Below are 18,766 nucleotides of genomic sequence, written 5' to 3' on the forward strand. Positions count from 1 at the left end.
GCAATATGCCATGGAGTAAATCGTGTCCTTCCCCCGCCCTGCTCGCACCACGAGTCTCGTGGTCGTGGCGTTGATGGCAGGGGTGCTGGTCAGTGACGTTGCCTGGATTCCGGGTTGCGGGGCCTCCTGTAAGACGGCGACGGCAACGGCCGCCGCACCGGTGGCTGCCCGGGCTTTTCCCGAGCCGCCGCTGCTGGGGGTCTCTCCGTTCGACGGTGCCGAGGACATCAATCCGTTGACTCCGGTGGACGCCACGGTGGTGGACGGCAAGATCATCAGTGCGTCGCTGGTCGATGACTGGGGCAACGTCGTCAACGGCGAGGTCGCCCCGGATGGCTCGAGCTGGCATCCGACCGAGCGGTTGGACTTCGCCCGTAACTACACCCTCAAGGTCAATAGCACTGGCAACAGCGGACTGCCGTTGAGCCGCACCAGTACCTTCTCCACTCTGGTGCCCAACAACTATGCGCATCCCTACCTAGAGGTTCAGGGCGGTTTCGCCATCCACGAAGAGCAGAGTTACGGGATCGGCACCGTGGTCGCCGCTCACTTCGACGAGCCGATCGCCGACAAGGCGCTCGCCGAGAAGAACATGATCGTGCGCACCGAGCCGCCGGTGCAGGGTTCGTGGTTCTGGGTCAGCGACACCGTCGCGCGCTGGCGACCCGAGCGCTACTACGCCCCGGGGACCCGGGTGAGCGTCAACGTCAACACCTTCGGTCTCAAGCTTGGCGAAGGCCTCTACGGCCAGGCCGATGCGGAGGCCAGCTTCACCATCGGTGATGCGCACGTGGCAATCGCAAATGACATCACCAAGCAGGTCAGCGTCTTCGACAACGGGCAACTGGTTCGAACCATGCCGACCTCGATGGGCCGCGGCGGAACTTCGCTGATCGCGGGTAAGACGTTCTCCTGGTGGACTCCGGCGGGTGTGTACGTCGTGCTGGACAAGAGTGAGGTTGTCACGATGGACTCCGCCACCTACGGGATTCCCCTCGGTGCGGCGGACAGCTACAAGCGCAAGATCGGCTACGCCACCCGGATCAGCCTCGACGGCATCTATCTGCACCAGCTCGATGACACGGTGTGGGCCCAGGGCAACACCAACCTCTCGCACGGCTGCCTGAACCTCAGTGGCGAGAATGCCAAGTGGTACTTCAACTTCACCCAGCCCGGAGACGTGGTCGAGGTGCGCTACACCGGGGGACCGCCGCTCTCGATCGCTCAGGGCGGCGACTGGACCGTGCCGTGGGGCGAATGGCTCAGGGGTAGCGCGCTGACACCGGGGCCGATACCGCTCCCCGTGCCGCCGCGGTCGGTGACTCCTGCACCGGGGCCGTAGTAGCTCCGGACACCGTCGGGGTCATTCGCCGTTCCAGTTGCGCATCCCATCGCGGATCGCCGCGGTAGCGGCAGTGTCGTCCTCGTTGTAGGAGAGCAGCCAGCGTCTGGCATCCGCGGCCTCGGAGTGATCGCCGTTGTGGACCTTCGACAGATACAGCTGGGAGCCGCTGCCACTGGGGTCGTCGACGCGCCACGCGAAGTCGAATATCGGTGCGACGACCTTCAATCTTGACCCGTGCAGTGAGAAGAAGTTGGACTCGAACACCTTCCGGAGGTCCACGAAAACCCCGGTCTGCTGGTGGATCAGGTCACCGATTTCGGCAAGTCCCAAAATGCTCTTCAGGCGGGCGATCTCGTGATTCGACCAGTGGAACACCGCGATGGTCTCGCCGGCCGCGGTTGCGGCGTCACAGCGCGCCCGCAGCCAGTCGATGAACCGCTGGGCGAGTTCGCGTTCGGAGTCGCAGTCCAACGGTTCCCAGGAGATGAAGTCGGGCAGATATCGGGCCGTCGAATCGTCGTTGCCGCGCCGGATCCGGACACCCCACATATAGACCCGATTGTCGGCGTCGTTCTCGATATCGAAGTCGATCTCGATATCGGCGGACGGGATCTGCAGAGCAGTGTCGTCATGCCGGGCGAGTGCGACACCGTCGTCGATCATCTGCGCACGCCTGATCGCGAGCGCCAACCTCTTGCGCGCTTCAGCCCGGCTCTGGTTGCTGACCTCGGCGAAATACGCGTCGAAGAATTCGGGATCGTCGGGGTCGGTGACTGCCAGCGCAGCGGTGGTCTGGATGCCGAGCCGGCGCAGTGCCAGGTATTCACGAGCCGACAAACGACCCTTGGTGATCGCCGCGGAAGGGTCATCCGGATCCATCTGCTCCGCACACCACTGATCAAACGGGCACTGTTCGCACTCGTTCTGCCCGATCGGTTGCACCAGCGGCACCGGGTCGTCAGGGCCGCCGACGATACGCAGAGCGTTCTGCGCCACCGCGACCCGAAATTGATGCTCGTGGTCGTAACGCTCCAGAAGGGACCGCCGCTTCTTGCCCTCACTGCGGGAGAAGGTGTCGTACAACGGCTCGTCGAGGTCGTGCCATACCAAGACAAGGTTCGGCTCTTCGCCGGATTCAAGGGTCGGTCGAGTGGTCCCCACGATCGCACCCACCGACGGACCCGCGTGGTGACCGCAGGCCTGCAGCATTCGGGTGTAGTGCGCCAACTGGATACCGTCGTTGAATCGGTGTTTGGGTTGCGCGGAGCAGCCTACGAGCTCGAATCGATCCGAGGGGGTGTCCAGCCGCGATACCGAGGCGGTCTTGCGCTTCGCCGATTGCAGTGTCATGTGATTCTTGACATCGGCAGCAAGGTAACCGTCGCCGAGGCGGATGAGCATGTCCGGCTTGCCTTTTCGCCCACCGGCTTCGTCATCAGGAAGCCAACCGCCCAGGATCAACGGGGCCCCGGAATCCATTGCGGCGAGGGTCCGCGCGATGGCTTCCGGTTGCCGCAGTGCCGGATCGATCGACACCGCTTCCGGGTGCAGGGCCCGAAGCTGCCCGAAGACGACGCCCTCGAATTCTCGGCCGGCCTCCAACCGGGCCTCTTCTTCGGGAGTCCATTCCCGCGCCACCGTCCCAATCAGCGGATGGAACTCGATCTGGGTGCGCACCGGGCACTGCTTGGCCGCGTAGCCGCCGAGCAGAACGGGTCCCCGAGAATCGCGCACGGCCACCATTGTGGCGGAATCCGTCGTCCCTACATGGCGATTCCCGGGCCTACGATGGCCTCATGATCGAATTCAAATTGGACCCGAAAAGCGCCATCCTCACCATCCACCCGCGTTCGGCGCTGGACAAGAACGACTTCGTCGAACTCGGTCAGGCGGTGGACCCCGAGATCGAGAAGCATGGCGACCTGGCCGGACTGGTGCTCGACGCGTCGCACTTCCCCGGCTGGGACAGCTTCGGTGCTTTGGTGAGCCACCTGAAGTTCATCCGCGACCATCACAAACACGTCAAGAAGATCGCGGTGGTCACCGACTCGCCGATGGGCGATGCGGCCGAACACATCACCTCGCACTTCGTTTCCGCCGAGATCAAGCATTTCCCGGCCGGCCAGACCGGGCAGGCCGAGGCCTGGATCGCCGGCGCCTAGGGCCTGGGCCAGGTCTCCGGCAGGCTGTGACCGCCGTCGGCCACCAGCACCGCGCCAGTGACGAACGACGATGAGTCGTGGGCCAGGAAGGTCACGCAGGCGGCGATCTCATCAGGTGTCCCGCTGCGGCCCAGCGGACCCGCCGCCGCGGCCGCAGCCTCGACCTCCAACTGCGATCCGGTCGCGATGTAGCCGGGGGCGACGACGTTGACGGTCACCCCACTGCCGGCCACCTCCAATGCCAGCGCCCGGGACAAACCCACCAAACCGGCTTTGGCCGCGGTGTAGGTGGACTGCCCGGGCATCGCGTTGACGGTGCCCGTCGTCGAGCCCACTGAGACGATGCGCCCATAGCCCGCAGTCGTCATCACCGGCACCGCGGCCCGGCACATCAAGAAGGCGGTGGTGAGATTGCGGGCCAGTGCGGCATCCCAGTCCGCCAGCGACATCGCGGCGACATCGGCGTCGGCGTCCCACCCCGACGAGACCGATGTCATACCGGCGTTATTCACCAGAATGTCCAACCGGCCCCAGCGGTCGATCGCCGCGGCCACCATTTTTTCTGCACCGCCATCGATGGTCAGGTCGGCCACCACGCCGATGGCCGACTCGCCCAATTCCTCTGCACGCTGGTAGATCCGGTCGGAAGTGGCACCGAGCACCACCTGTGCTCCCTCGGCCACCAGATGGCGTGCCACTGCGGCCCCGATCCCGTCAGGCGCGCCGGCGCCGGTGATGACGGCAACGCGGTCAGCGAACCGCGGCAAAGGTCCTCAGCCCTCGAACTCGGTGTGGACATTGTCGATCGCGTGCCGCATCGCGTCGAGGGTCTCCTGTCGGGCCCGCATCTTGCAAGCGTGGTGAGCCCGGGCGTTAAGCGTGCCGGCGAACTCATGGGCGGCCTCCTGTGCCCGCGTCAGCACCATCTCCGGCATATCGATCTCGTCGATCCAACCGGCCCGCAAGGCGGTCTCTCCGAAGAACGTCTTGGCCAGACCCACCGACTGCTGATAGGCCGATCGGGTCAGCCGGAGTTTTAAGATCTCCAGCGCCGCATATGGCAGCACCATCCCGAGCAGGGCTTCGTTGGCCTGAAATGTATAGCCGGGCGCGGCAATTCGGTGGTCAGTGCTGCAGGCCAGAAACGCACCCATTGCGATGGCCGGCCCGGTGCATGCGGCGACCACTGGCCTGGGGAACGACAACAGCCGATACGACAACTCGAAGCCGCCCCTGAGCATGTCGATCGAGGCCTGCACGTCCCCGGAACGAAACACCTTGAGGTCGAACCCGCCGCTGAACACCCGGTTGTTGCCGGCCAACACGACAGCGCCGACATTGTCGGACTCGGCCTGGTCGAGAGCTGCGTCGATGTCGGACTGCATGGCTGGACCCAGCGCATTGACCTTGCCGTCATCCATCGTGATCACGGCGATCTGGTCATCCTTGCGGTAGCTCACCCGTTCGCTCATGGTCGCTCCTCACCTCGTGGTTTGCCGACGACGTTACCGAGGGGCGCCCAGCAAACTTCACCCACGCCACTCCTGCATATAGGATCCCGGGGTGAGGCGTGCATCAGCCTGCGTGGGCAGGGTCGGGGGACTCGCCGTCGCATTGGGTATCGGTGCAGCGGTTTCCCTGAGCTATCCCGACGTGGCATGGGCCGCGCCGACTGATGACACCTCGGTGGCTAGTTCCGCGTCGGAGAGCGCCGGCACCGACACCCCGCGGTCGCGGCGATCGACGAGGCCGAAAGCGACCGCAGCTCAACACAACGACTCCAGTCCGGTGGTTGGCATGGCAGCCAGGGCGGCTGCTCCAAAGGCGTTGAGTGCGCCGACCGCCGTCGATCGGGTCGGGGTGCCGATCGCGGCGATCAACGCTGCCCCGCCTGCGAAGGCTGTGGCCTCGCCGCTCAACGTCGTCGCACCCGCGGCCACGACGATGAGCGAGGCCCCCCTCGCAGCGGCTCCTCCGGCGAAATCCATTGCCGCAGCGGCCAGATTCACGGTCGTCGGGGGACCGCGGTCCGATCTTTCCGGCAACGGTGCGCCGGCGGAGTCCGCCGTCAGCTGGGCGGTGTACGCCGCAGTGCGCCGCCCCACCGCCGCCCGGACGATGGCGGCCAAGGCCGCCTCATCGGCCAACCCGATTCAGGCGTTCTTCTTCAACCAGACCCCGACCGAAAGCCCGACCCAATTCGCGCAATCGCCGGATACCGGAGCAATCACCGGTGATATCAACGCCGCCGACCCCGACAGCGACGTCATCACCTACTCCGTCGACTCCGGTCCGACCAAGGGCACTGTGACGGTCGATTCAACCGGGCGTTTCGTTTACACCCCGGACCCGATCCTCGCGCACGACGGCCTCACGGACTCGTTCCGGGTGACGGTGAGCGATGCCGCCAGCGGATTCCACCTGCACGGCATCATGGGCTTGCTTAATCTGCTGACATTCGGCCTGTTCGGCGGGGAGCAACACAGCACAACCACCACGGTGAACCTGACGGTGACCGCGATTAACAAGGTGCCGACCGCCACCACCACTGTCGGAGCACCCGACCCGATTAGCAGCGTGGTTACCGGCACCGTCACCGGCAACGACCCCGACGGTGACCCGCTGGCTTATACCGGTTCCACGACGTCCAAGGGCACCGCTGTGGTCACCGACACCGGCGGCTTCACCTACACACCGACCGCCTCGGCCCGGCACGCCGCCGCCAAGTTGGGCGCCACCGTCGACGCGACGTCCGACACCTTCATCATCACCGTGGCTGATGACCACGGCGGGGCACTGGCAGTGCCGATCACCACCGCGATCGTCGGCGCCAACGTCGCCCCGACCGCGACCGGAAGCGCGGGGCTGCCGAACGTGACGACCGGCCTGGTGGCCGGTGCGGTGATCGGCTCGGATGCCGACGCCGATCCGCTGACCTACAGCCTGTCGAGCGCGGCGGCAAAGGGCAGCGTCACCCTCAACGCCAATGGTAGTTTCACCTACACGCCGACCGCGTTGGCCCGGCACAACGCCGCCTTCAATTCCGACACCACCGACAGTTTCACGGTCACCGTGACAGACGGTTACGGCGGCGCGGTGAATGTGGCTGTGAGCGTTACCATTTCGCCGGCATCGGTGACTTTCGACTGGGCAAACGGCAGCGGATCGCAATACTGGACCGCCGGTAACGTCGCCGCGCTGAACACCGCGGCGACCCGGTTGTCGTCCTACATCGTCGTCGCGACTCCGGTAACAATCACCACCACGCTGATCGGACAGAACAATCCGAGTTCGAACTTCCTGGCCTCCAGCTACACCAACTTCAGCAGGTCGGGTCCCGGCTACTACGGCACGGTGGTGCAGACCAAGATCCTCACCGGTGCAGATGTCAACGGTGCGTCTGCAGACAGTCAGCTCACCTGGAACTTCGCCTACCCATGGGCGCTCGGTGACACGGTCCCCGGCAACCAGTACGACTTCCAGTCCGTGGCGATGCATGAGATTGTGCACTCGTTGGGCGTGCTCAGCGGTATCAGCAGCCCGGGAAACACCGACACCAACTGGAGTACCTACGACAGTTTCCTGTCGGCTTCGGACGGCACCGCGGTGATCGACCCCGGCTACAACTGGAACACCGCCTACAACGCGAATCTCACCGGCGGTAACGGCGGCCTGTACTTCGACGGGCCCAACGCTGTCGCGGTCTACGGCGGCCTGGTTCCGCTCTACACCCCGAGCACATGGGCGTCGGGCAGCTCGGTGACGCACCTCAGCCCGACGCCGGTGAAGCCCACCGGAACAACCGGATACCTGATGGATCCGTCAGACGGCTACGGGCTGGGGGTACGGGTGATCACCCCGGTCGAGATCGGAATACTCAAGGATCTCGGCTACACCATCGTCACGCCGTCGAGCGCGTCGGTGTTCTTCCTCGTCACTTTCGGTCTATTGCGCCGACGGCGTCGCTGACTAGCCGCCCATCAGCGAGCGCCACTGCTCGAGGTTCGACACCCGGTAGACGTAGTTGCTGCTCTTGACGTCCGACAGGCTGGCGCTGGGCTCGGCCGAGTACCAATGCCCTGGGAACACTGTCGGGTCCCCGCGCAGCGCCGCCAATTGCTGAAGGCTGCGGAACATCTCGTCGACGTCGCCGCCGGGAAAATCGGTGCGCCCGCAGCCTTCCAGGAACAGTGTGTCGCCGGCCACCAGCCGCCCGTCGAGCAGGAAACACTGGCTGCCCGGGGTATGGCCTGGGGTGTGCAGCAACTCCACCTCGATATCGCCGATGTCGACCTTGTCACCGTGCACGTGGGTGGTCAGATCGCTCATCGGGATTCCGGTGACGCGGGAAACCCATTGCGCTTCATGGGTGTTGACGTGCACCGGCACGCTGACCCGTTCCAGCAGCTCGGCCAGGCCCTTGAGCTCGAATCCCATCATCGATCCGCCGACGTGGTCGGGGTGGTGGTGGGTGACCAGCACGCCGGACAGTGTCATGCCATCGGACTCGAGGGTGTCGAGCAGATCACCGGCGGCGTAGGCCGGATCGACCACCACGGCGTCGCCGGTTTCCCGGTCGCCGATGAGGTAGGCGAAGTTGCGCATCTGGGCCGCGATCGGGTCACCGAGGGCGAAATCCCGGCCGGAGAGTAGTTGGCGGAAGTAGAGGCGTTCGTCGGTGGCCATATGCCAACACTAAGTGGCCATGCTCGGCTGGAAACAGAGCGGCTCCAACAGAGCGGTCCTTGCATGCACAGGTGTGCGCTGCGATGATGGCGCCACCACGAAAGTGCGTACATAGGAGGCATGGTGAACATTTCAGCCCGTTCGCTGCTCGTTCCCGGATTTGCGCTGGCCACCGCCGGCGCTGTGGCACTGGGGCCGGTCCCGGTGGCGCCGTCCGCGCTGACGGCCGCGCAACCTGCCGTCCAGCTTCCCTCGGTCCACATCGAGGACGTTCAACTCACCGGCATCGGCCGCGATATCTATGACTCGATCCAGCCTTTCGTGCAGTACACCGTGGATTCCGCCGCATATTGGGCCGCGCTGGTGCCCTTCGTCGGCCCAGGGATCGCCGACCAGATCAACATCAACTACGACCTGATCCAGTGGGCGGTTCAGAGCACCGTCTACTACGCCTCCGACCTGGTTGCGAACATCTTCGCCTTCCCGGTGCTGACCACCAACTATGCCGCCAATCTGGGCTGGGCCGGTTATCAGTGGGTGTCGGCGCAGCAGCAATTCTTTGGTCTGCCGCCGCTGCCTCCGATTCCGGGTCCGCCGCCGCTTGCCGCCACCGGCGCGCGCAGCGCCGCGTCAGCGCCAAGCCGGGTCGCCGCATCCGCCAAGTCGCGTGCGCCGCGCGCTGCGGCCGCCACAACTCGCGGCACGGTCGGCTCCGCGGTGACAACGAAGGCGGCAAGCGCGACCAAGGCCGGTAGATCGGCCCGTGCCGCGGCCGCGAAGTAGATGACCGTTTCGGTCCGTCCGCTGCTGGTCCCGGGGATCGTGCTGGCTACTGCCGGTGCAGTCGCGCTGAGCCCCGCACTGGGCGTCGCACCGGCCGCGCCGGCGCCGGTATCGGTGCACATCGAGGACATTCAGCTGGCCGGCATCGGGCAGGACATCTACAACTCCGTCACCCCGTACGTGCAGTACGCCGTCGGAGGAGTGTCCTACCTGGTGAACTTCCTGCCACTTGTCGGCGCCCCAGCGGCCGCGCAGATCAACATCAACTACTTCCAGGGCATCCAGCCGGTCGTCGCGGCGACGGTCAACTACCTGGCCGGTGTGGTGCAGAACCCGTTGAACTTCATCGCGACGACGGCCGCCTACGGCACCGCGCTCTACGACATCGCTTACAACTGGGTCTCGGCGCAGGCGGTCTGGATCGGGCTGCCCCCGCTGCCCCCGTTGCCGCCGGCCGCTGCCGTGGCCCGGCGTCCCGCATCGGCGCGCGCGGTGGCCGCTGCCACTGCTCCCCGTGATCTCAGCCGCGTCGGCCGGGCGGCCCGAAAGGCTTCGGCAGCGCCGAGGATCGCGACCGAGCAGTCGCGCAAGGCGGCCAAACCTGCCCGGGCGGTGGGTCGGGCGGCGGTCGCGGCGAAGTAGCCGGGAGGCGGCGGCAGGCGGTTTGGTTCGGCCACGTCGCAGGTTGTACCCTCTACAAGGCCCTCGGAGCTTGACTGCGATGCGGGTCAGGCCCCCTTAGCTCAGTCGGTAGAGCGTTTCCATGGTAAGGAAAAGGTCAACGGTTCGATTCCGTTAGGGGGCTCGGTGGACGTCAGCCCGGACAAGCCGAGCGGCGACGCCGACCTGGCGGTGTAGCTCAGCTGGTTAGAGCGCACGACTCATAATCGTGAGGTCGGGGGATCGAGTCCCCCCACCGCTTCGCAGTACGCAAACGTGAAAGTGAGATGTCGACGTGGCCTCCAGTACAGATGTACGGCCCAAGATCACCTTGGCCTGCGAGGTGTGCAAGCACCGTAATTACATCACCAAGAAGAACCGCCGCAATGACCCTGATCGGCTGGAGCTGAAGAAGTTCTGCCCGAACTGCGGCAAGCACGAGCCGCACAAAGAGTCTCGCTGACGGTTCTTCGTGGCTCTCTCCCAAAAAATCGTCGGGACGCACTATCACCATCCCGACTACTACCTGGTTGAGCGCGAGAAGGTTCGCGAGTATGCGAACGCGGTGCAAAACAGTGACGCCGCGTTCTTCAGCGAAGCAGCAGCCGCGGAGCTGGGCTACAAGGGTTTGGTGTCGCCGCTGACATTCATTTCTGTCCTGGGCTACATCGCGCAGCGGGCGTTCTTTGACGCGAATGACATCGGAGTCAACGATAAGCAGATAGTTCATGTCGACCAGGTGTTGAAATTCTTCAAGCCGGTCACTGTGGGCGACAAGCTGTTCTGCGATGTCTATGTGCACGAAGTGCGACAGGCGCACGGGACCGACATCATCGTCAATAAAGTCGTCATTACCAACCAGGACGGTGACATAGTCCAGGAGAACTACACGACGCTCGCCGGGCGGAGTGACGAAAGCGGAGAGAGTGGCTTCAACGATGGCACTGCGTGAGTTCAGTTCGGTCAAGGTCGGCGACGAGCTTCCGGAGAAGCTGATCAACCTCACCCGGGCTGACCTGGTGAACTACGCGGGTGTGTCCGGCGACCTCAACCCCATCCACTGGGATGACGAAATCGCCAAGCAGGTTGGTCTCGATACCGCCATCGCCCACGGCATGCTCACCATGGGCCTCGGCGGCGGCTTCGTCAGCGAATGGGTCGGCGATCCGGGCGCGGTGACCGAGTACAATGTGCGTTTCACCGCGATCGTCCCGGTGCCCAACGACGGGGTGGGCGCTGACATCGTCTTCACCGGCCGGGTCAAGTCGATTGACGAAGAGAGCAGGTCGGTGACCATAGCGTTGACCGCCACCCACGATGGCAAGAAGATATTCGGCCGCGCCGTGGCCATCGCGAAGCTGGCCTGAGGATGGCGCTCAAGACTGACATCCGCGGCATGGCCTGGGCGTATCCGGAGCCTTTCGTCGTCGGCCGTGAGCAGATCCGCCAGTTCACCAAGTCGATCAAGGCCCAGGATCCGGCCAGCATGGATCCGGTGGCGGCCGCGGAACTCGGCTACAGCGGCCTGGTCGCGCCGTTGACCTTCGTTTCGATCATCGCGGTGATGACCCAGCGGCACTTCTTCCAGCACGTCGACGTGGGTTTCGAGACCATGCAGATCGTCCAGGTGGATCAGAAGTTCAACTTCCTGAGGCCGATCGTCGAGGGCGATGTTCTGCGCGCCACCATGCACATCGACTCTGTCGTCGAGCGGTTCGGCGCCGATATCGTGACCTCCCGCAACGTCCTCACCGATGAGAACACCGGCGAGGTGGTGATGGAGGCCTTCACCACCCTGATGGGCCATGAGGGTGACAACTCGATATCAGCGGGCTGGGACCCGGAAACCGGCCAGGTGCTGCGTAAACCGGTAGCCCACGACTAGTTTCCCGCGATTTCTTAACCGGGCGGTTCTCGCGCTACACTCCAATGTCGGGTTTTCCCACGTTAAGCGCGCTGTCCGTCGGTTCGGCCGGTCGGGGAGCGCGCGAATTATGTGGGGCGTCCCGGCGCAAACCGAGGGGCGTAGCTCAACTGGCAGAGCAGCGGTCTCCAAAACCGCAGGTTGCAGGTTCAAGTCCTGTCGCCCCTGCTCAATTGAATAGACTCGTGGGCATACGCCCGATGGACATGTAAGGAGCATGCGGTGAGCGACGAGCTCGACAGTGCAGACGCCGCAGGCGAGGAGACCGCCGAGACCGGTGCCATGACGCAGCCGCTGCGTCCGGCCGGCAAGCGGTCCCGCCAGCGCACCGGTGGCACAGCGCTGGCCGAGGTTGATGTCGAGGAAGAAGCTCTCACCGAGCAGTTCGAGGTCGTCGACGCCGCGGGCAAAAAAGCCAAGAAGCTCAAGAAGGCCACGACCGACGGGCTCGACACCCGCAACCCGTTCCTTTTCGTTTGGAACTACCTCAAGCAGGTCGTTGCGGAGCTGCGCAAGGTCATCTGGCCCAATCGCAAGCAGATGGTCAGTTACACCACCGTCGTGCTGGTGTTCCTGGTGTTCATGGTGACACTGATCGGCCTGGTCGATCTGGGTTGGGCCAGGCTCGTGCTGCTGGTGTTCGGCTAAAGATCTTTGAGCGTGAGAGAGGAACTGACTACCGTGACAACCCCCGAAGGCGATGTGCCCGCGGGCGAGGCCGCCGTCGATGTGATCGACGAGATCATTGATGAGACGGTGGCTGCTCCCGAGCTCGAGGCCGCGGCTGAGCCTTCTGAAGCTCCCGAAGAGGAGCTCGAACCCGCTGAGCTGCTCAAGAAGGATCTGCGCAGCAAGCCGGGCAAGTGGTTCGTGATCCACTCCTACGCCGGATACGAGAACAAGGTGAAAGCCAATCTCGAGACCCGCGTGCAAAATCTCGACGTCGGCGACTACATCTTCCAGGTCGAGGTTCCCACCGAAGAAGTCACCGAGATCAAGAACGGCCAGCGTAAGCAGGTCAACCGGAAGGTTCTGCCGGGCTACATCCTGGTGCGGATGGACCTCACCGACGAGTCCTGGTCGACGGTGCGCAACACCCCGGGCGTGACCGGCTTCGTCGGCGCAACCTCACGGCCGACCGCGCTGTCGCTTGATGACGTGGTGAAGTTCCTGCTGCCGCAGAACGTCAAGAAGCCCGTCGCGGCCGCGACCCGCGGCGGTGGCACCTCCTCCGAGGCCAGCCTGGAACGTCCGGAGATCCTGGTGGACTTCGAGGTCGGCGAGTCGGTGACCGTCATGGACGGCCCGTTCGCCACCCTGCCCGCCTCGATCAGCGAGGTCAACGCCGAACAGCAGAAGCTCAAGGTGCTCGTCAGCATCTTCGGCCGCGAGACACCCGTCGAACTCACCTTCAATCAGGTCGCCAAGATCTAACGGGCGTCGTCACGGGCGAAAGCCCTGCCCAGAAGTTTCACGAAAGGAACACCGAAAGCCATGGCCCCGAAGAAGAAAAAGGTCGTCGGCCTGATCAAGCTGCAGATCCAGGCCGGGCAGGCCAACCCCGCCCCGCCGGTCGGTCCTGCGCTCGGCCAGCACGGCGTCAACATCATGGAGTTCTGCAAGGCGTACAACGCGGCCACGGAGAGCCAGCGCGGCAACGTCATTCCCGTGGAGATCAGCGTCTACGAGGACCGCAGCTTCACCTTCGTGCTGAAGACCCCGCCTGCCGCCCGGATGCTACTCAAGGCCGCCGGCGTGCAGAAGGGCTCCGCCGAGCCGCATAAGACCAAGGTTGCCAAGGTGACCTGGGATCAGGTGCGTGAGATCGCCGAGACCAAGAAGGCCGACCTCAACGCCAATGACATCGACCAGGCCGCCAAGATCATCGCCGGCACCGCCCGGTCGATGGGTATCACGGTCGAGTAGCGAAGGCGGATCGACCAGACAGAACGGTCGAGTAGCGAAGGCGGATCGACCAGACAGAACGGTCGAGTAGCGTAGGCGGATCGACCAGACTGAACGGTCGAGTAGTTCTGCACCACAACTGAATAGACACCGTGGGAGGGCCCGCTTCGGCCCGTACGACCACTAATCCAAGAAGAGAGAGATTGGAACCGCAATGAGCAAGAACAGCAAGGCATATCGCGAAGCGGCCGAGAAGGTCGACCGCGACAAGCTCTACACCCCGCTTGAGGCGGCGAAGCTGGCCAAGGAGACGTCCTCGAAGAAGCAGGACGCCACCGTTGAGGTCGCGATCCGCCTGGGTGTGGATCCCCGCAAGGCCGACCAGATGGTTCGCGGCACGGTGAGCCTGCCGCATGGCACTGGTAAGACCGCCCGCGTTGCGGTGTTCGCTGTCGGAGAGAAGGCCGAGCAGGCCATCGCAGCCGGCGCTGATGTGGTCGGCAGCGACGACCTGATCGAGAAGATCCAGGGCGGCTTCCTGGACTTCGACGCCGCTATCGCCACCCCGGATCAGATGGCCAAGGTCGGCCGTATCGCCCGCGTGCTGGGCCCGCGTGGTCTGATGCCGAACCCCAAGACCGGCACCGTCACCCCGGATGTGGCCAAGGCCGTGCAGGACATCAAGGGCGGCAAGATCAACTTCCGCGTCGACAAGCAGTCCAACCTGCACTTCATCATCGGCAAGGCCTCGTTCGGCGAGAAGCAGCTTGCCGAGAACTACGGCGCCGCACTCGATGAGGTGCTGCGCGCCAAGCCGTCCTCCTCGAAGGGGCGTTACCTGAAGAAGGTCACCGTCTCCACGACCACCGGACCGGGCATCCCGGTCGATCCGGCCGTCACCCGTAATTTCACGGAGGAGTAGCGCAGGAGTAGGTCCTCAGACGGAGAAGCCCCCGACGCGGGTAGCGTTCGGGGGCTTCTCCATCTGTTCAGGTCACGCGGCGGCGGCACCCGGTTTCAGATACCTCACCATGCTGACGTCGATACTTTCGTCGAGGAAGTAATACTGGCAGCCGGTGAGGTACTTCATGTATCTGTCGTAATTCTCCGCGCCGGCGATGGCGATCGCTTCGTCCCGGTTGTGTTCCAGTGCCGCAGACCACTGCCCGAGGGTCTTGATGTAGTGGTTACGCAGCGACACCGACTCCGGCACAACGAATCCGGCCTTCTCGCCGAGCTCCACCATCATTCGGGTGCTGGGCAGTCGGCCGCCGGGGAAGATTTCGGTGTAGATGAACTTGGCGAACCGGGCCAGCTCGAAGGTCAGCTTCTTGCCGCGCGCTGCCAAATCCATCGGGTGGTATCCCACTGAACTCTGAATGACCATCCGCCCGTCGGGGGGCAGGTTGTCGAAGCAGTTCGTGAAGAAATCGTCGTAGCGTTCGAAACCGAAGTGCTCGAAGGCCTCGATCGACACTATCCGGTCGACGGGGGAGTGGAATTGCTCCCACCCCTCGAGTCGGACGTCGAACGTGCGATCGCTGTCCACCCCGCTCAGTAACTCCCGGCAGTACACGCTCTGATTCTTCGACAGCGTCAGGCCGATCACGTTGACGTCGTACTTCTCCATCGCCCGCTGCAGGGTCAGTCCCCAGCCGCAGCCGATCTCCAGCAGCGTCATACCGGGTTTGAGGTCGAGCTGCTCGAGGTTGAGATCGACGTTTGCTGTCTGCGCCTCGGACAGCGTGACGTTCGGCCCGGTGAAATAGGCGCAGCTGTACTTGCGGGTCTGATCCTGGAACAGGCCGAAGAAATCGTCGGACAGGTCGTAGTGCGCCTGGATGTCCTCAAAGTGCGGACGCATGTCGTCGGTTCTGGCTGCCTCGGTCATGTGGGTCGTCACTTCCCGTGTTTCTTGCGAGATCGCTCCCCGCAGAAGTTGCTGCTTTTTTTCGACGGTACCCGCCGCGGGCCTGTTGAAGACGCTCCGACAGACGGTTGTTGCAGGTTAGTGATGTTTGCTGTACTGGTCGAACGTAGTGGTCAGCTCGGCGATGATGGGGTCGAATAATTCATCGGGCAGATCGTGAGCCATCCCGTCGAAGAGCACCAGCCGGGCCCCGGGAATCGCCGATGCGATCGCCTTTCCGCCTGCGGGCCGCATCAGGATGTCCTCCTTGCCATGGATGACCACCGTCGGTGCGGTGATCCGAAGGTCATAGCGGCGAAGGCTGCCACTGCTCAGTGCGGCGTCGAAATGCCGGGCGATGCCCTGCGGGTAGTAGGCGCGCTCGTAGGCCTCGATTGCATCGGTGCGCAGCCGCTCGTCGGACCTCGGGTAGCCGGGACTGCCGATGACCCGGGAAACCCGCATCGAATTCTCGACGATCTCCTCGCGCGGAGCGTCCGGCCCCGGCCCCTTGACCAAACACATCAGCGCCTTGGGTGCAGGCGGCATCAGCAGCGCGGAGTTGTTCGACGAGAAGATGATGCCCAGCCCACACGTCCGTTGGGGGAACCGGGCGGCGAAAATCTGCGCGATCATCCCGCCCATCGAAGCCCCGACGACGTGCGCCCGTTCAATGCCCAGATGATCGAGGAGCGCGGCGGCGTCGTCGGCCATGTCCTTGAGGTGATACACGCTCTTGCTCGGCAGGCCGACGAGGGCGCGCAGCAGTTTGGGCACCAGCGGGCCGTCGTGGCGCTTACCGTCCAGCTTGCTGGACAGGCCGACGTCACGGTTGTCATAGCGAATGACCCGGTAACCGAGGTCGACCAGCTTCTCGCAGAACTCGTTGTGCCACAGCACAAGCTGGGCGCCCAAGCCCATGATGAGCAAGACCGGAGGATCGTTGATGTCACCGAGATCCTCGTAGTGGATCTCGATGTCATCGTTGCGGGCGTAACCGGAACGGATTTCCATCAGGGCTCCACATCGCTTTGGTGCTCGCGGCTGACCTCGACCATGAAGTTGGCGAAATAGCCGGAGAACTGCGGGTCACTCATCATCTGCCAGTTGGGGGCCAGCAGCTTCATATAGCGCTCGACGTAGAGGAACTGCTTACCGATGAGAACCAGTTCGCGAGGCAACTTGACGTCATAGGCGTCGGCAAGCGTTGACAGCTGCTTGCCGATCTCGGCGTAGGACATCTCGCCCAGGGTCGTCAGGGTCAGGGGTTGGGCGAACGCCTCGAGGTCCTTAGCCGCTTCCGCCTCCGGTTTTACGGTGCCGACGGCGCCGAGCAGGACGACGATCTTGCCGGCGGCGGCGTGGTCCTTCTTGACCAGCAGCGCGTAGATCAATTCGCGCAGCAACCAACGGGTGCGCGGGTCGATGCGGCCCATGATGCCGAAGTCCAGGAAGACGATCCGGCCCCCATCGTCGACGAGCAGGTTGCCGGCATGTAGGTCACCGTGGAACAACCCATGCCGCAGGCCGCCCTCAAAGGTGCTGAACAGCAAGGCCTTCACCAACTCGGTGCCGTCGAAACCCTTCTTGCGGATGGCTTTGACGTCGTCGATGCGCACTCCGTGCACCCGCTCCATGGTCAGCACCCGTTCGCTGGTGAACTCCCAGTGCACCTGCGGCACTTTGATGTTTCGGCCCAGGGGGGACCCGTGCAGGCCGGAGACCCAGGCCTCCATCGACTGTGCCTCGATGCGGAAGTCGAGCTCTTCTGCGAGGTTGTCGGCGAAGTCAGCGACCACGTCCCGGGCGGAGAGCCGCCGGCCGAGCTTGACCAGTTCCACCACCTGCGCGAACCGTTTGAGGATCTGCAGGTCTGCAGCCACCCGGCGGCGGATACCGGGCCGCTGGATCTTGACCACCACCTCCTCGCCGGTGTGCAGGGTGGCGAAGTGCACCTGAGCGATCGAGGCCGAGGCGAACGGCTCCTCCTCGAAATGTGCGAACAGTTCGGCTGGGTCGGCGCCCAACTCGTCTTTGAACAGGCGGTGCACCGCGGCAGTGTTGGCCGGCGCAACCGAGTCGAGCAGGCTGCGGAACTCCCGGCTGAGCGGCTCACCGAATGCTCCGGGGCTGGAGGCGATGATCTGCCCGAACTTCACATAGGTGGGACCCAGATCGGAAAAGGTCTTCGGGATCTGCTTGATCACCTTGTTTTTCCAGCTCCCCCTGCCGGGCAGGGTGGGCAGCACGCGCAGGCCGGTCCGGGTGAGTTGCCAGCCGGTCGCGCCGATTCGGGCCGCCTCTACGGGCAACGGCACCCGATCGAGGCTGGCCACATGGCGATTCTTGGGGGAAGTCATTTCTCCTCAGTGTGCCAAACGACCGGTGGAACAGGTGAAAAACAATTCCGTGTTCTTGGGCCAAACATGAGAATCTGCTGGCAGTCGGCTATACATTTACGCTGTCCGTCATTACGACACCATGCTCGGAGGTCAGAGGGTTGATTCCAGAAGAACTAACACAGGGTCAGTTCGACACTGTTTACAACGTGCTCTCACTGTGCCTCGCGGCACAGCTGTTCGGCGCAATTTTCCTGTTTAGCGCGCAGGGTAGGGTTCTGCCCCGTTACCGGCAGGCGCTGCTGATTTCCGGAACGGTCTGCGGCATCGCCGCGTACCACTACTTCCGGATCTTCGAGTCGTTCAAGATGGCGTTCACGACCGACGCGGCCGGCGGCAAGGGTATCTACACCCAGGCAGCCGGGCACTCGTTCAACGAGGGCTACCGGTACGTCGACTGGCTTCTCACCGTGCCACTGCTGCTCGCCGAGCTCATCGTCGTTCTGGCGCTGGCCCGCAAGCTGCAGACTGCGCTGCTCGTCCGGTTGATCCCTGCGTCGGCACTTATGATCGCCCTGGGCTACCCCGGCGAGATCAGCCACGACATCATGACCCGCAACATCTGGGGCTGGTTGTCGACGATTCCGTTCCTGTACATCCTGTACGTGCTGTTCGTCGAGCTCACCAAGTCGCTCGATCGTCAGCCCCCGCAGGTGCGGAAGCTCGTCAGCAACATGCGCCTGCTGCTGCTCGGGACTTGGGGCGTGTACCCCATCGCCTACCTGATTCCGGTGCTCGGCTTCGACGGAGCGGACGCATGGGTGGGCAAGCAGATCGGCTACTCGATCGCCGACATTACGGCCAAGGTGCTGTACGGCATCTTGATCTACAACATCGCTCGGCTCAAGTCCTTCGCCGACGACGTGGCCTTCGCGGAGCATGAGCTCCACGAAGTCGAGGCCGCAGTGGCTCGGGCAGCGAAGTAGCTCGCTGACCAGCAGCCTCATTCGACAGTGAAGGCCCCCCGGGAGCAATCCCGGGGGGCCTTCATCG

General features: G+C 64.0%; 21 protein-coding genes and 3 tRNA genes. 17 read left to right on the top strand and 7 right to left on the bottom strand.

Going from position 1 to position 18,766, the window contains the following annotated elements; translation table 11 throughout:
* Nucleotides 1–73 precede the first annotated feature (73 nt).
* On the top strand, nucleotides 74–1,342 hold the full coding sequence (locus tag ACR2JI_RS04585; protein ID WP_526388543.1) for an Ig-like domain-containing protein: 1,269 nt from the start codon (nucleotides 74–76) through the stop codon (nucleotides 1,340–1,342).
* A gap of 21 nt (nucleotides 1,343–1,363) precedes the next feature.
* Here the strand turns inward: ACR2JI_RS04585 and ACR2JI_RS04590 are convergent, their stop codons facing one another.
* A complete protein-coding gene (locus ACR2JI_RS04590; protein ID WP_526388485.1) occupies nucleotides 1,364–3,079 on the bottom strand; it encodes a ribonuclease H-like domain-containing protein in 1,716 nt (571 codons plus the stop codon).
* A gap of 62 nt (nucleotides 3,080–3,141) precedes the next feature.
* Between ACR2JI_RS04590 and ACR2JI_RS04595 the strand changes: the two genes are divergently transcribed.
* Complete coding sequence (locus tag ACR2JI_RS04595) at nucleotides 3,142–3,507, top strand: STAS/SEC14 domain-containing protein (protein WP_526388487.1); 366 nt, start codon at nucleotides 3,142–3,144, stop codon at nucleotides 3,505–3,507.
* On the opposite strand, the gene ACR2JI_RS04600 is transcribed toward ACR2JI_RS04595, so the two are convergent.
* Both ACR2JI_RS04600 and ACR2JI_RS04605 read right to left on the bottom strand, forming a co-directional pair.
* Nucleotides 3,504–4,274: an SDR family NAD(P)-dependent oxidoreductase gene (locus tag ACR2JI_RS04600; RefSeq protein ID WP_526388489.1), complete on the bottom strand. Its 771-nt coding sequence runs from the start codon at nucleotides 4,272–4,274 to the stop codon at nucleotides 3,504–3,506. The genes ACR2JI_RS04595 and ACR2JI_RS04600 overlap by 4 nt on opposite strands.
* Nucleotides 4,275–4,280: 6 nt before the next feature.
* On the bottom strand, nucleotides 4,281–4,979 hold the full coding sequence (locus ACR2JI_RS04605; RefSeq protein WP_526388491.1) for a crotonase/enoyl-CoA hydratase family protein: 699 nt from the start codon (nucleotides 4,977–4,979) through the stop codon (nucleotides 4,281–4,283).
* 91 nt (nucleotides 4,980–5,070) lie between these two features.
* Between ACR2JI_RS04605 and ACR2JI_RS04610 the strand changes: the two genes are divergently transcribed.
* Complete coding sequence (locus ACR2JI_RS04610; protein WP_526388493.1) at nucleotides 5,071–7,476, top strand: cadherin-like domain-containing protein; 2,406 nt, start codon at nucleotides 5,071–5,073, stop codon at nucleotides 7,474–7,476.
* Here the strand turns inward: ACR2JI_RS04610 and ACR2JI_RS04615 are convergent, their stop codons facing one another.
* The gene (locus ACR2JI_RS04615; protein WP_526388495.1) at nucleotides 7,477–8,193 is read right to left on the bottom strand and encodes an MBL fold metallo-hydrolase; all 717 of its coding nucleotides are present in this window, start codon (nucleotides 8,191–8,193) and stop codon (nucleotides 7,477–7,479) included.
* Nucleotides 8,194–8,313: 120 nt separating this feature from the next.
* Here ACR2JI_RS04615 and ACR2JI_RS04620 point away from each other — a divergent pair, with 120 nt between their 5' ends.
* From ACR2JI_RS04620 to rplA, 13 genes are all read left to right on the top strand, one after another.
* Nucleotides 8,314–8,976 (top strand): hypothetical protein, encoded by a 663-nt coding sequence (locus ACR2JI_RS04620; protein WP_526388497.1) that lies wholly within the window; start codon nucleotides 8,314–8,316, stop codon nucleotides 8,974–8,976.
* Nucleotides 8,977–9,618: a hypothetical protein gene (locus tag ACR2JI_RS04625; RefSeq protein WP_526388499.1), complete on the top strand. Its 642-nt coding sequence runs from the start codon at nucleotides 8,977–8,979 to the stop codon at nucleotides 9,616–9,618. It begins immediately after the preceding gene.
* Between the two features lie 90 nt (nucleotides 9,619–9,708).
* Nucleotides 9,709–9,781: transfer RNA gene (locus ACR2JI_RS04630), tRNA-Thr, on the top strand.
* A 43-nt stretch (nucleotides 9,782–9,824) separates the two neighbouring features.
* Nucleotides 9,825–9,898: transfer RNA gene (locus ACR2JI_RS04635), tRNA-Met, on the top strand.
* 33 nt (nucleotides 9,899–9,931) lie between these two features.
* Nucleotides 9,932–10,099 carry a 50S ribosomal protein L33 gene (rpmG, locus tag ACR2JI_RS04640; protein WP_524923513.1) on the top strand — a complete coding sequence of 56 codons (168 nt, stop codon included), beginning with the start codon at nucleotides 9,932–9,934 and terminating at the stop codon, nucleotides 10,097–10,099.
* A gap of 9 nt (nucleotides 10,100–10,108) precedes the next feature.
* Nucleotides 10,109–10,588 carry a (3R)-hydroxyacyl-ACP dehydratase subunit HadA gene (gene hadA, locus ACR2JI_RS04645; RefSeq protein ID WP_526388501.1) on the top strand — a complete coding sequence of 160 codons (480 nt, stop codon included), beginning with the start codon at nucleotides 10,109–10,111 and terminating at the stop codon, nucleotides 10,586–10,588.
* The gene (gene hadB / locus ACR2JI_RS04650; protein ID WP_526388545.1) at nucleotides 10,575–11,003 is read left to right on the top strand and encodes a (3R)-hydroxyacyl-ACP dehydratase subunit HadB; all 429 of its coding nucleotides are present in this window, start codon (nucleotides 10,575–10,577) and stop codon (nucleotides 11,001–11,003) included. Before hadA ends, hadB begins: the two co-directional genes overlap by 14 nt.
* A gap of 2 nt (nucleotides 11,004–11,005) precedes the next feature.
* Nucleotides 11,006–11,521, top strand: a complete 516-nt coding sequence (gene hadC / locus ACR2JI_RS04655) for a (3R)-hydroxyacyl-ACP dehydratase subunit HadC (protein WP_526388503.1) — start codon at nucleotides 11,006–11,008, stop codon at nucleotides 11,519–11,521.
* A gap of 134 nt (nucleotides 11,522–11,655) precedes the next feature.
* A tRNA-Trp gene (locus ACR2JI_RS04660) sits at nucleotides 11,656–11,728 on the top strand.
* 54 nt (nucleotides 11,729–11,782) lie between these two features.
* Complete coding sequence (gene secE / locus ACR2JI_RS04665) at nucleotides 11,783–12,208, top strand: preprotein translocase subunit SecE (RefSeq protein WP_526388505.1); 426 nt, start codon at nucleotides 11,783–11,785, stop codon at nucleotides 12,206–12,208.
* 33 nt (nucleotides 12,209–12,241) lie between these two features.
* Nucleotides 12,242–12,994: a transcription termination/antitermination protein NusG gene (gene nusG / locus ACR2JI_RS04670; protein WP_526388507.1), complete on the top strand. Its 753-nt coding sequence runs from the start codon at nucleotides 12,242–12,244 to the stop codon at nucleotides 12,992–12,994.
* Between the two features lie 60 nt (nucleotides 12,995–13,054).
* Complete coding sequence (gene rplK, locus ACR2JI_RS04675; protein WP_526388509.1) at nucleotides 13,055–13,486, top strand: 50S ribosomal protein L11; 432 nt, start codon at nucleotides 13,055–13,057, stop codon at nucleotides 13,484–13,486.
* A 193-nt stretch (nucleotides 13,487–13,679) separates the two neighbouring features.
* Nucleotides 13,680–14,387 carry a 50S ribosomal protein L1 gene (rplA, locus tag ACR2JI_RS04680; protein ID WP_526388511.1) on the top strand — a complete coding sequence of 236 codons (708 nt, stop codon included), beginning with the start codon at nucleotides 13,680–13,682 and terminating at the stop codon, nucleotides 14,385–14,387.
* 72 nt (nucleotides 14,388–14,459) lie between these two features.
* On the opposite strand, the gene ACR2JI_RS04685 is transcribed toward rplA, so the two are convergent.
* The 3 genes from ACR2JI_RS04685 to ACR2JI_RS04695 form a co-directional block, all read right to left on the bottom strand.
* Nucleotides 14,460–15,356 carry a cyclopropane mycolic acid synthase family methyltransferase gene (locus tag ACR2JI_RS04685; protein ID WP_526388547.1) on the bottom strand — a complete coding sequence of 299 codons (897 nt, stop codon included), beginning with the start codon at nucleotides 15,354–15,356 and terminating at the stop codon, nucleotides 14,460–14,462.
* A 117-nt stretch (nucleotides 15,357–15,473) separates the two neighbouring features.
* On the bottom strand, nucleotides 15,474–16,388 hold the full coding sequence (locus ACR2JI_RS04690; RefSeq protein ID WP_526388513.1) for an alpha/beta fold hydrolase: 915 nt from the start codon (nucleotides 16,386–16,388) through the stop codon (nucleotides 15,474–15,476).
* Nucleotides 16,388–17,734 carry an ABC1 kinase family protein gene (locus ACR2JI_RS04695; RefSeq protein ID WP_526388515.1) on the bottom strand — a complete coding sequence of 449 codons (1,347 nt, stop codon included), beginning with the start codon at nucleotides 17,732–17,734 and terminating at the stop codon, nucleotides 16,388–16,390. The genes ACR2JI_RS04690 and ACR2JI_RS04695 overlap by 1 nt, the downstream gene beginning before the upstream one ends.
* 188 nt (nucleotides 17,735–17,922) lie before the next feature.
* Between ACR2JI_RS04695 and ACR2JI_RS04700 the strand changes: the two genes are divergently transcribed.
* Nucleotides 17,923–18,699 (top strand): bacteriorhodopsin-like, encoded by a 777-nt coding sequence (locus ACR2JI_RS04700; RefSeq protein WP_526388517.1) that lies wholly within the window; start codon nucleotides 17,923–17,925, stop codon nucleotides 18,697–18,699.
* The last annotated feature ends 67 nt before the right edge of the window (nucleotides 18,700–18,766 follow it).

Source organism: Mycobacterium sp., from assembly GCF_051006775.1.
GTDB lineage: Bacteria > Actinomycetota > Actinomycetes > Mycobacteriales > Mycobacteriaceae > Mycobacterium.

Coding starts and splice junctions, on each gene's coding strand:
- ACR2JI_RS04605 (WP_526388491.1), bottom strand. CDS start 4,979: ATGAGCGAACGGGTGAGCTACCGCAAGGATGACCAGATCGCCGTGATC.
- ACR2JI_RS04595 (WP_526388487.1), top strand. CDS start 3,142: ATGATCGAATTCAAATTGGACCCGAAAAGCGCCATCCTCACCATCCAC.
- ACR2JI_RS04685 (WP_526388547.1), bottom strand. CDS start 15,356: ATGACCGAGGCAGCCAGAACCGACGACATGCGTCCGCACTTTGAGGAC.
- hadB (WP_526388545.1), top strand. CDS start 10,575: ATGGCACTGCGTGAGTTCAGTTCGGTCAAGGTCGGCGACGAGCTTCCG.
- ACR2JI_RS04615 (WP_526388495.1), bottom strand. CDS start 8,193: ATGGCCACCGACGAACGCCTCTACTTCCGCCAACTACTCTCCGGCCGG.
- ACR2JI_RS04625 (WP_526388499.1), top strand. CDS start 8,977: ATGACCGTTTCGGTCCGTCCGCTGCTGGTCCCGGGGATCGTGCTGGCT.
- ACR2JI_RS04695 (WP_526388515.1), bottom strand. CDS start 17,734: ATGACTTCCCCCAAGAATCGCCATGTGGCCAGCCTCGATCGGGTGCCG.
- rplK (WP_526388509.1), top strand. CDS start 13,055: ATGGCCCCGAAGAAGAAAAAGGTCGTCGGCCTGATCAAGCTGCAGATC.
- ACR2JI_RS04585 (WP_526388543.1), top strand. CDS start 74: ATGGCAGGGGTGCTGGTCAGTGACGTTGCCTGGATTCCGGGTTGCGGG.
- ACR2JI_RS04620 (WP_526388497.1), top strand. CDS start 8,314: ATGGTGAACATTTCAGCCCGTTCGCTGCTCGTTCCCGGATTTGCGCTG.
- hadC (WP_526388503.1), top strand. CDS start 11,006: ATGGCGCTCAAGACTGACATCCGCGGCATGGCCTGGGCGTATCCGGAG.
- ACR2JI_RS04690 (WP_526388513.1), bottom strand. CDS start 16,388: ATGGAAATCCGTTCCGGTTACGCCCGCAACGATGACATCGAGATCCAC.
- rplA (WP_526388511.1), top strand. CDS start 13,680: ATGAGCAAGAACAGCAAGGCATATCGCGAAGCGGCCGAGAAGGTCGAC.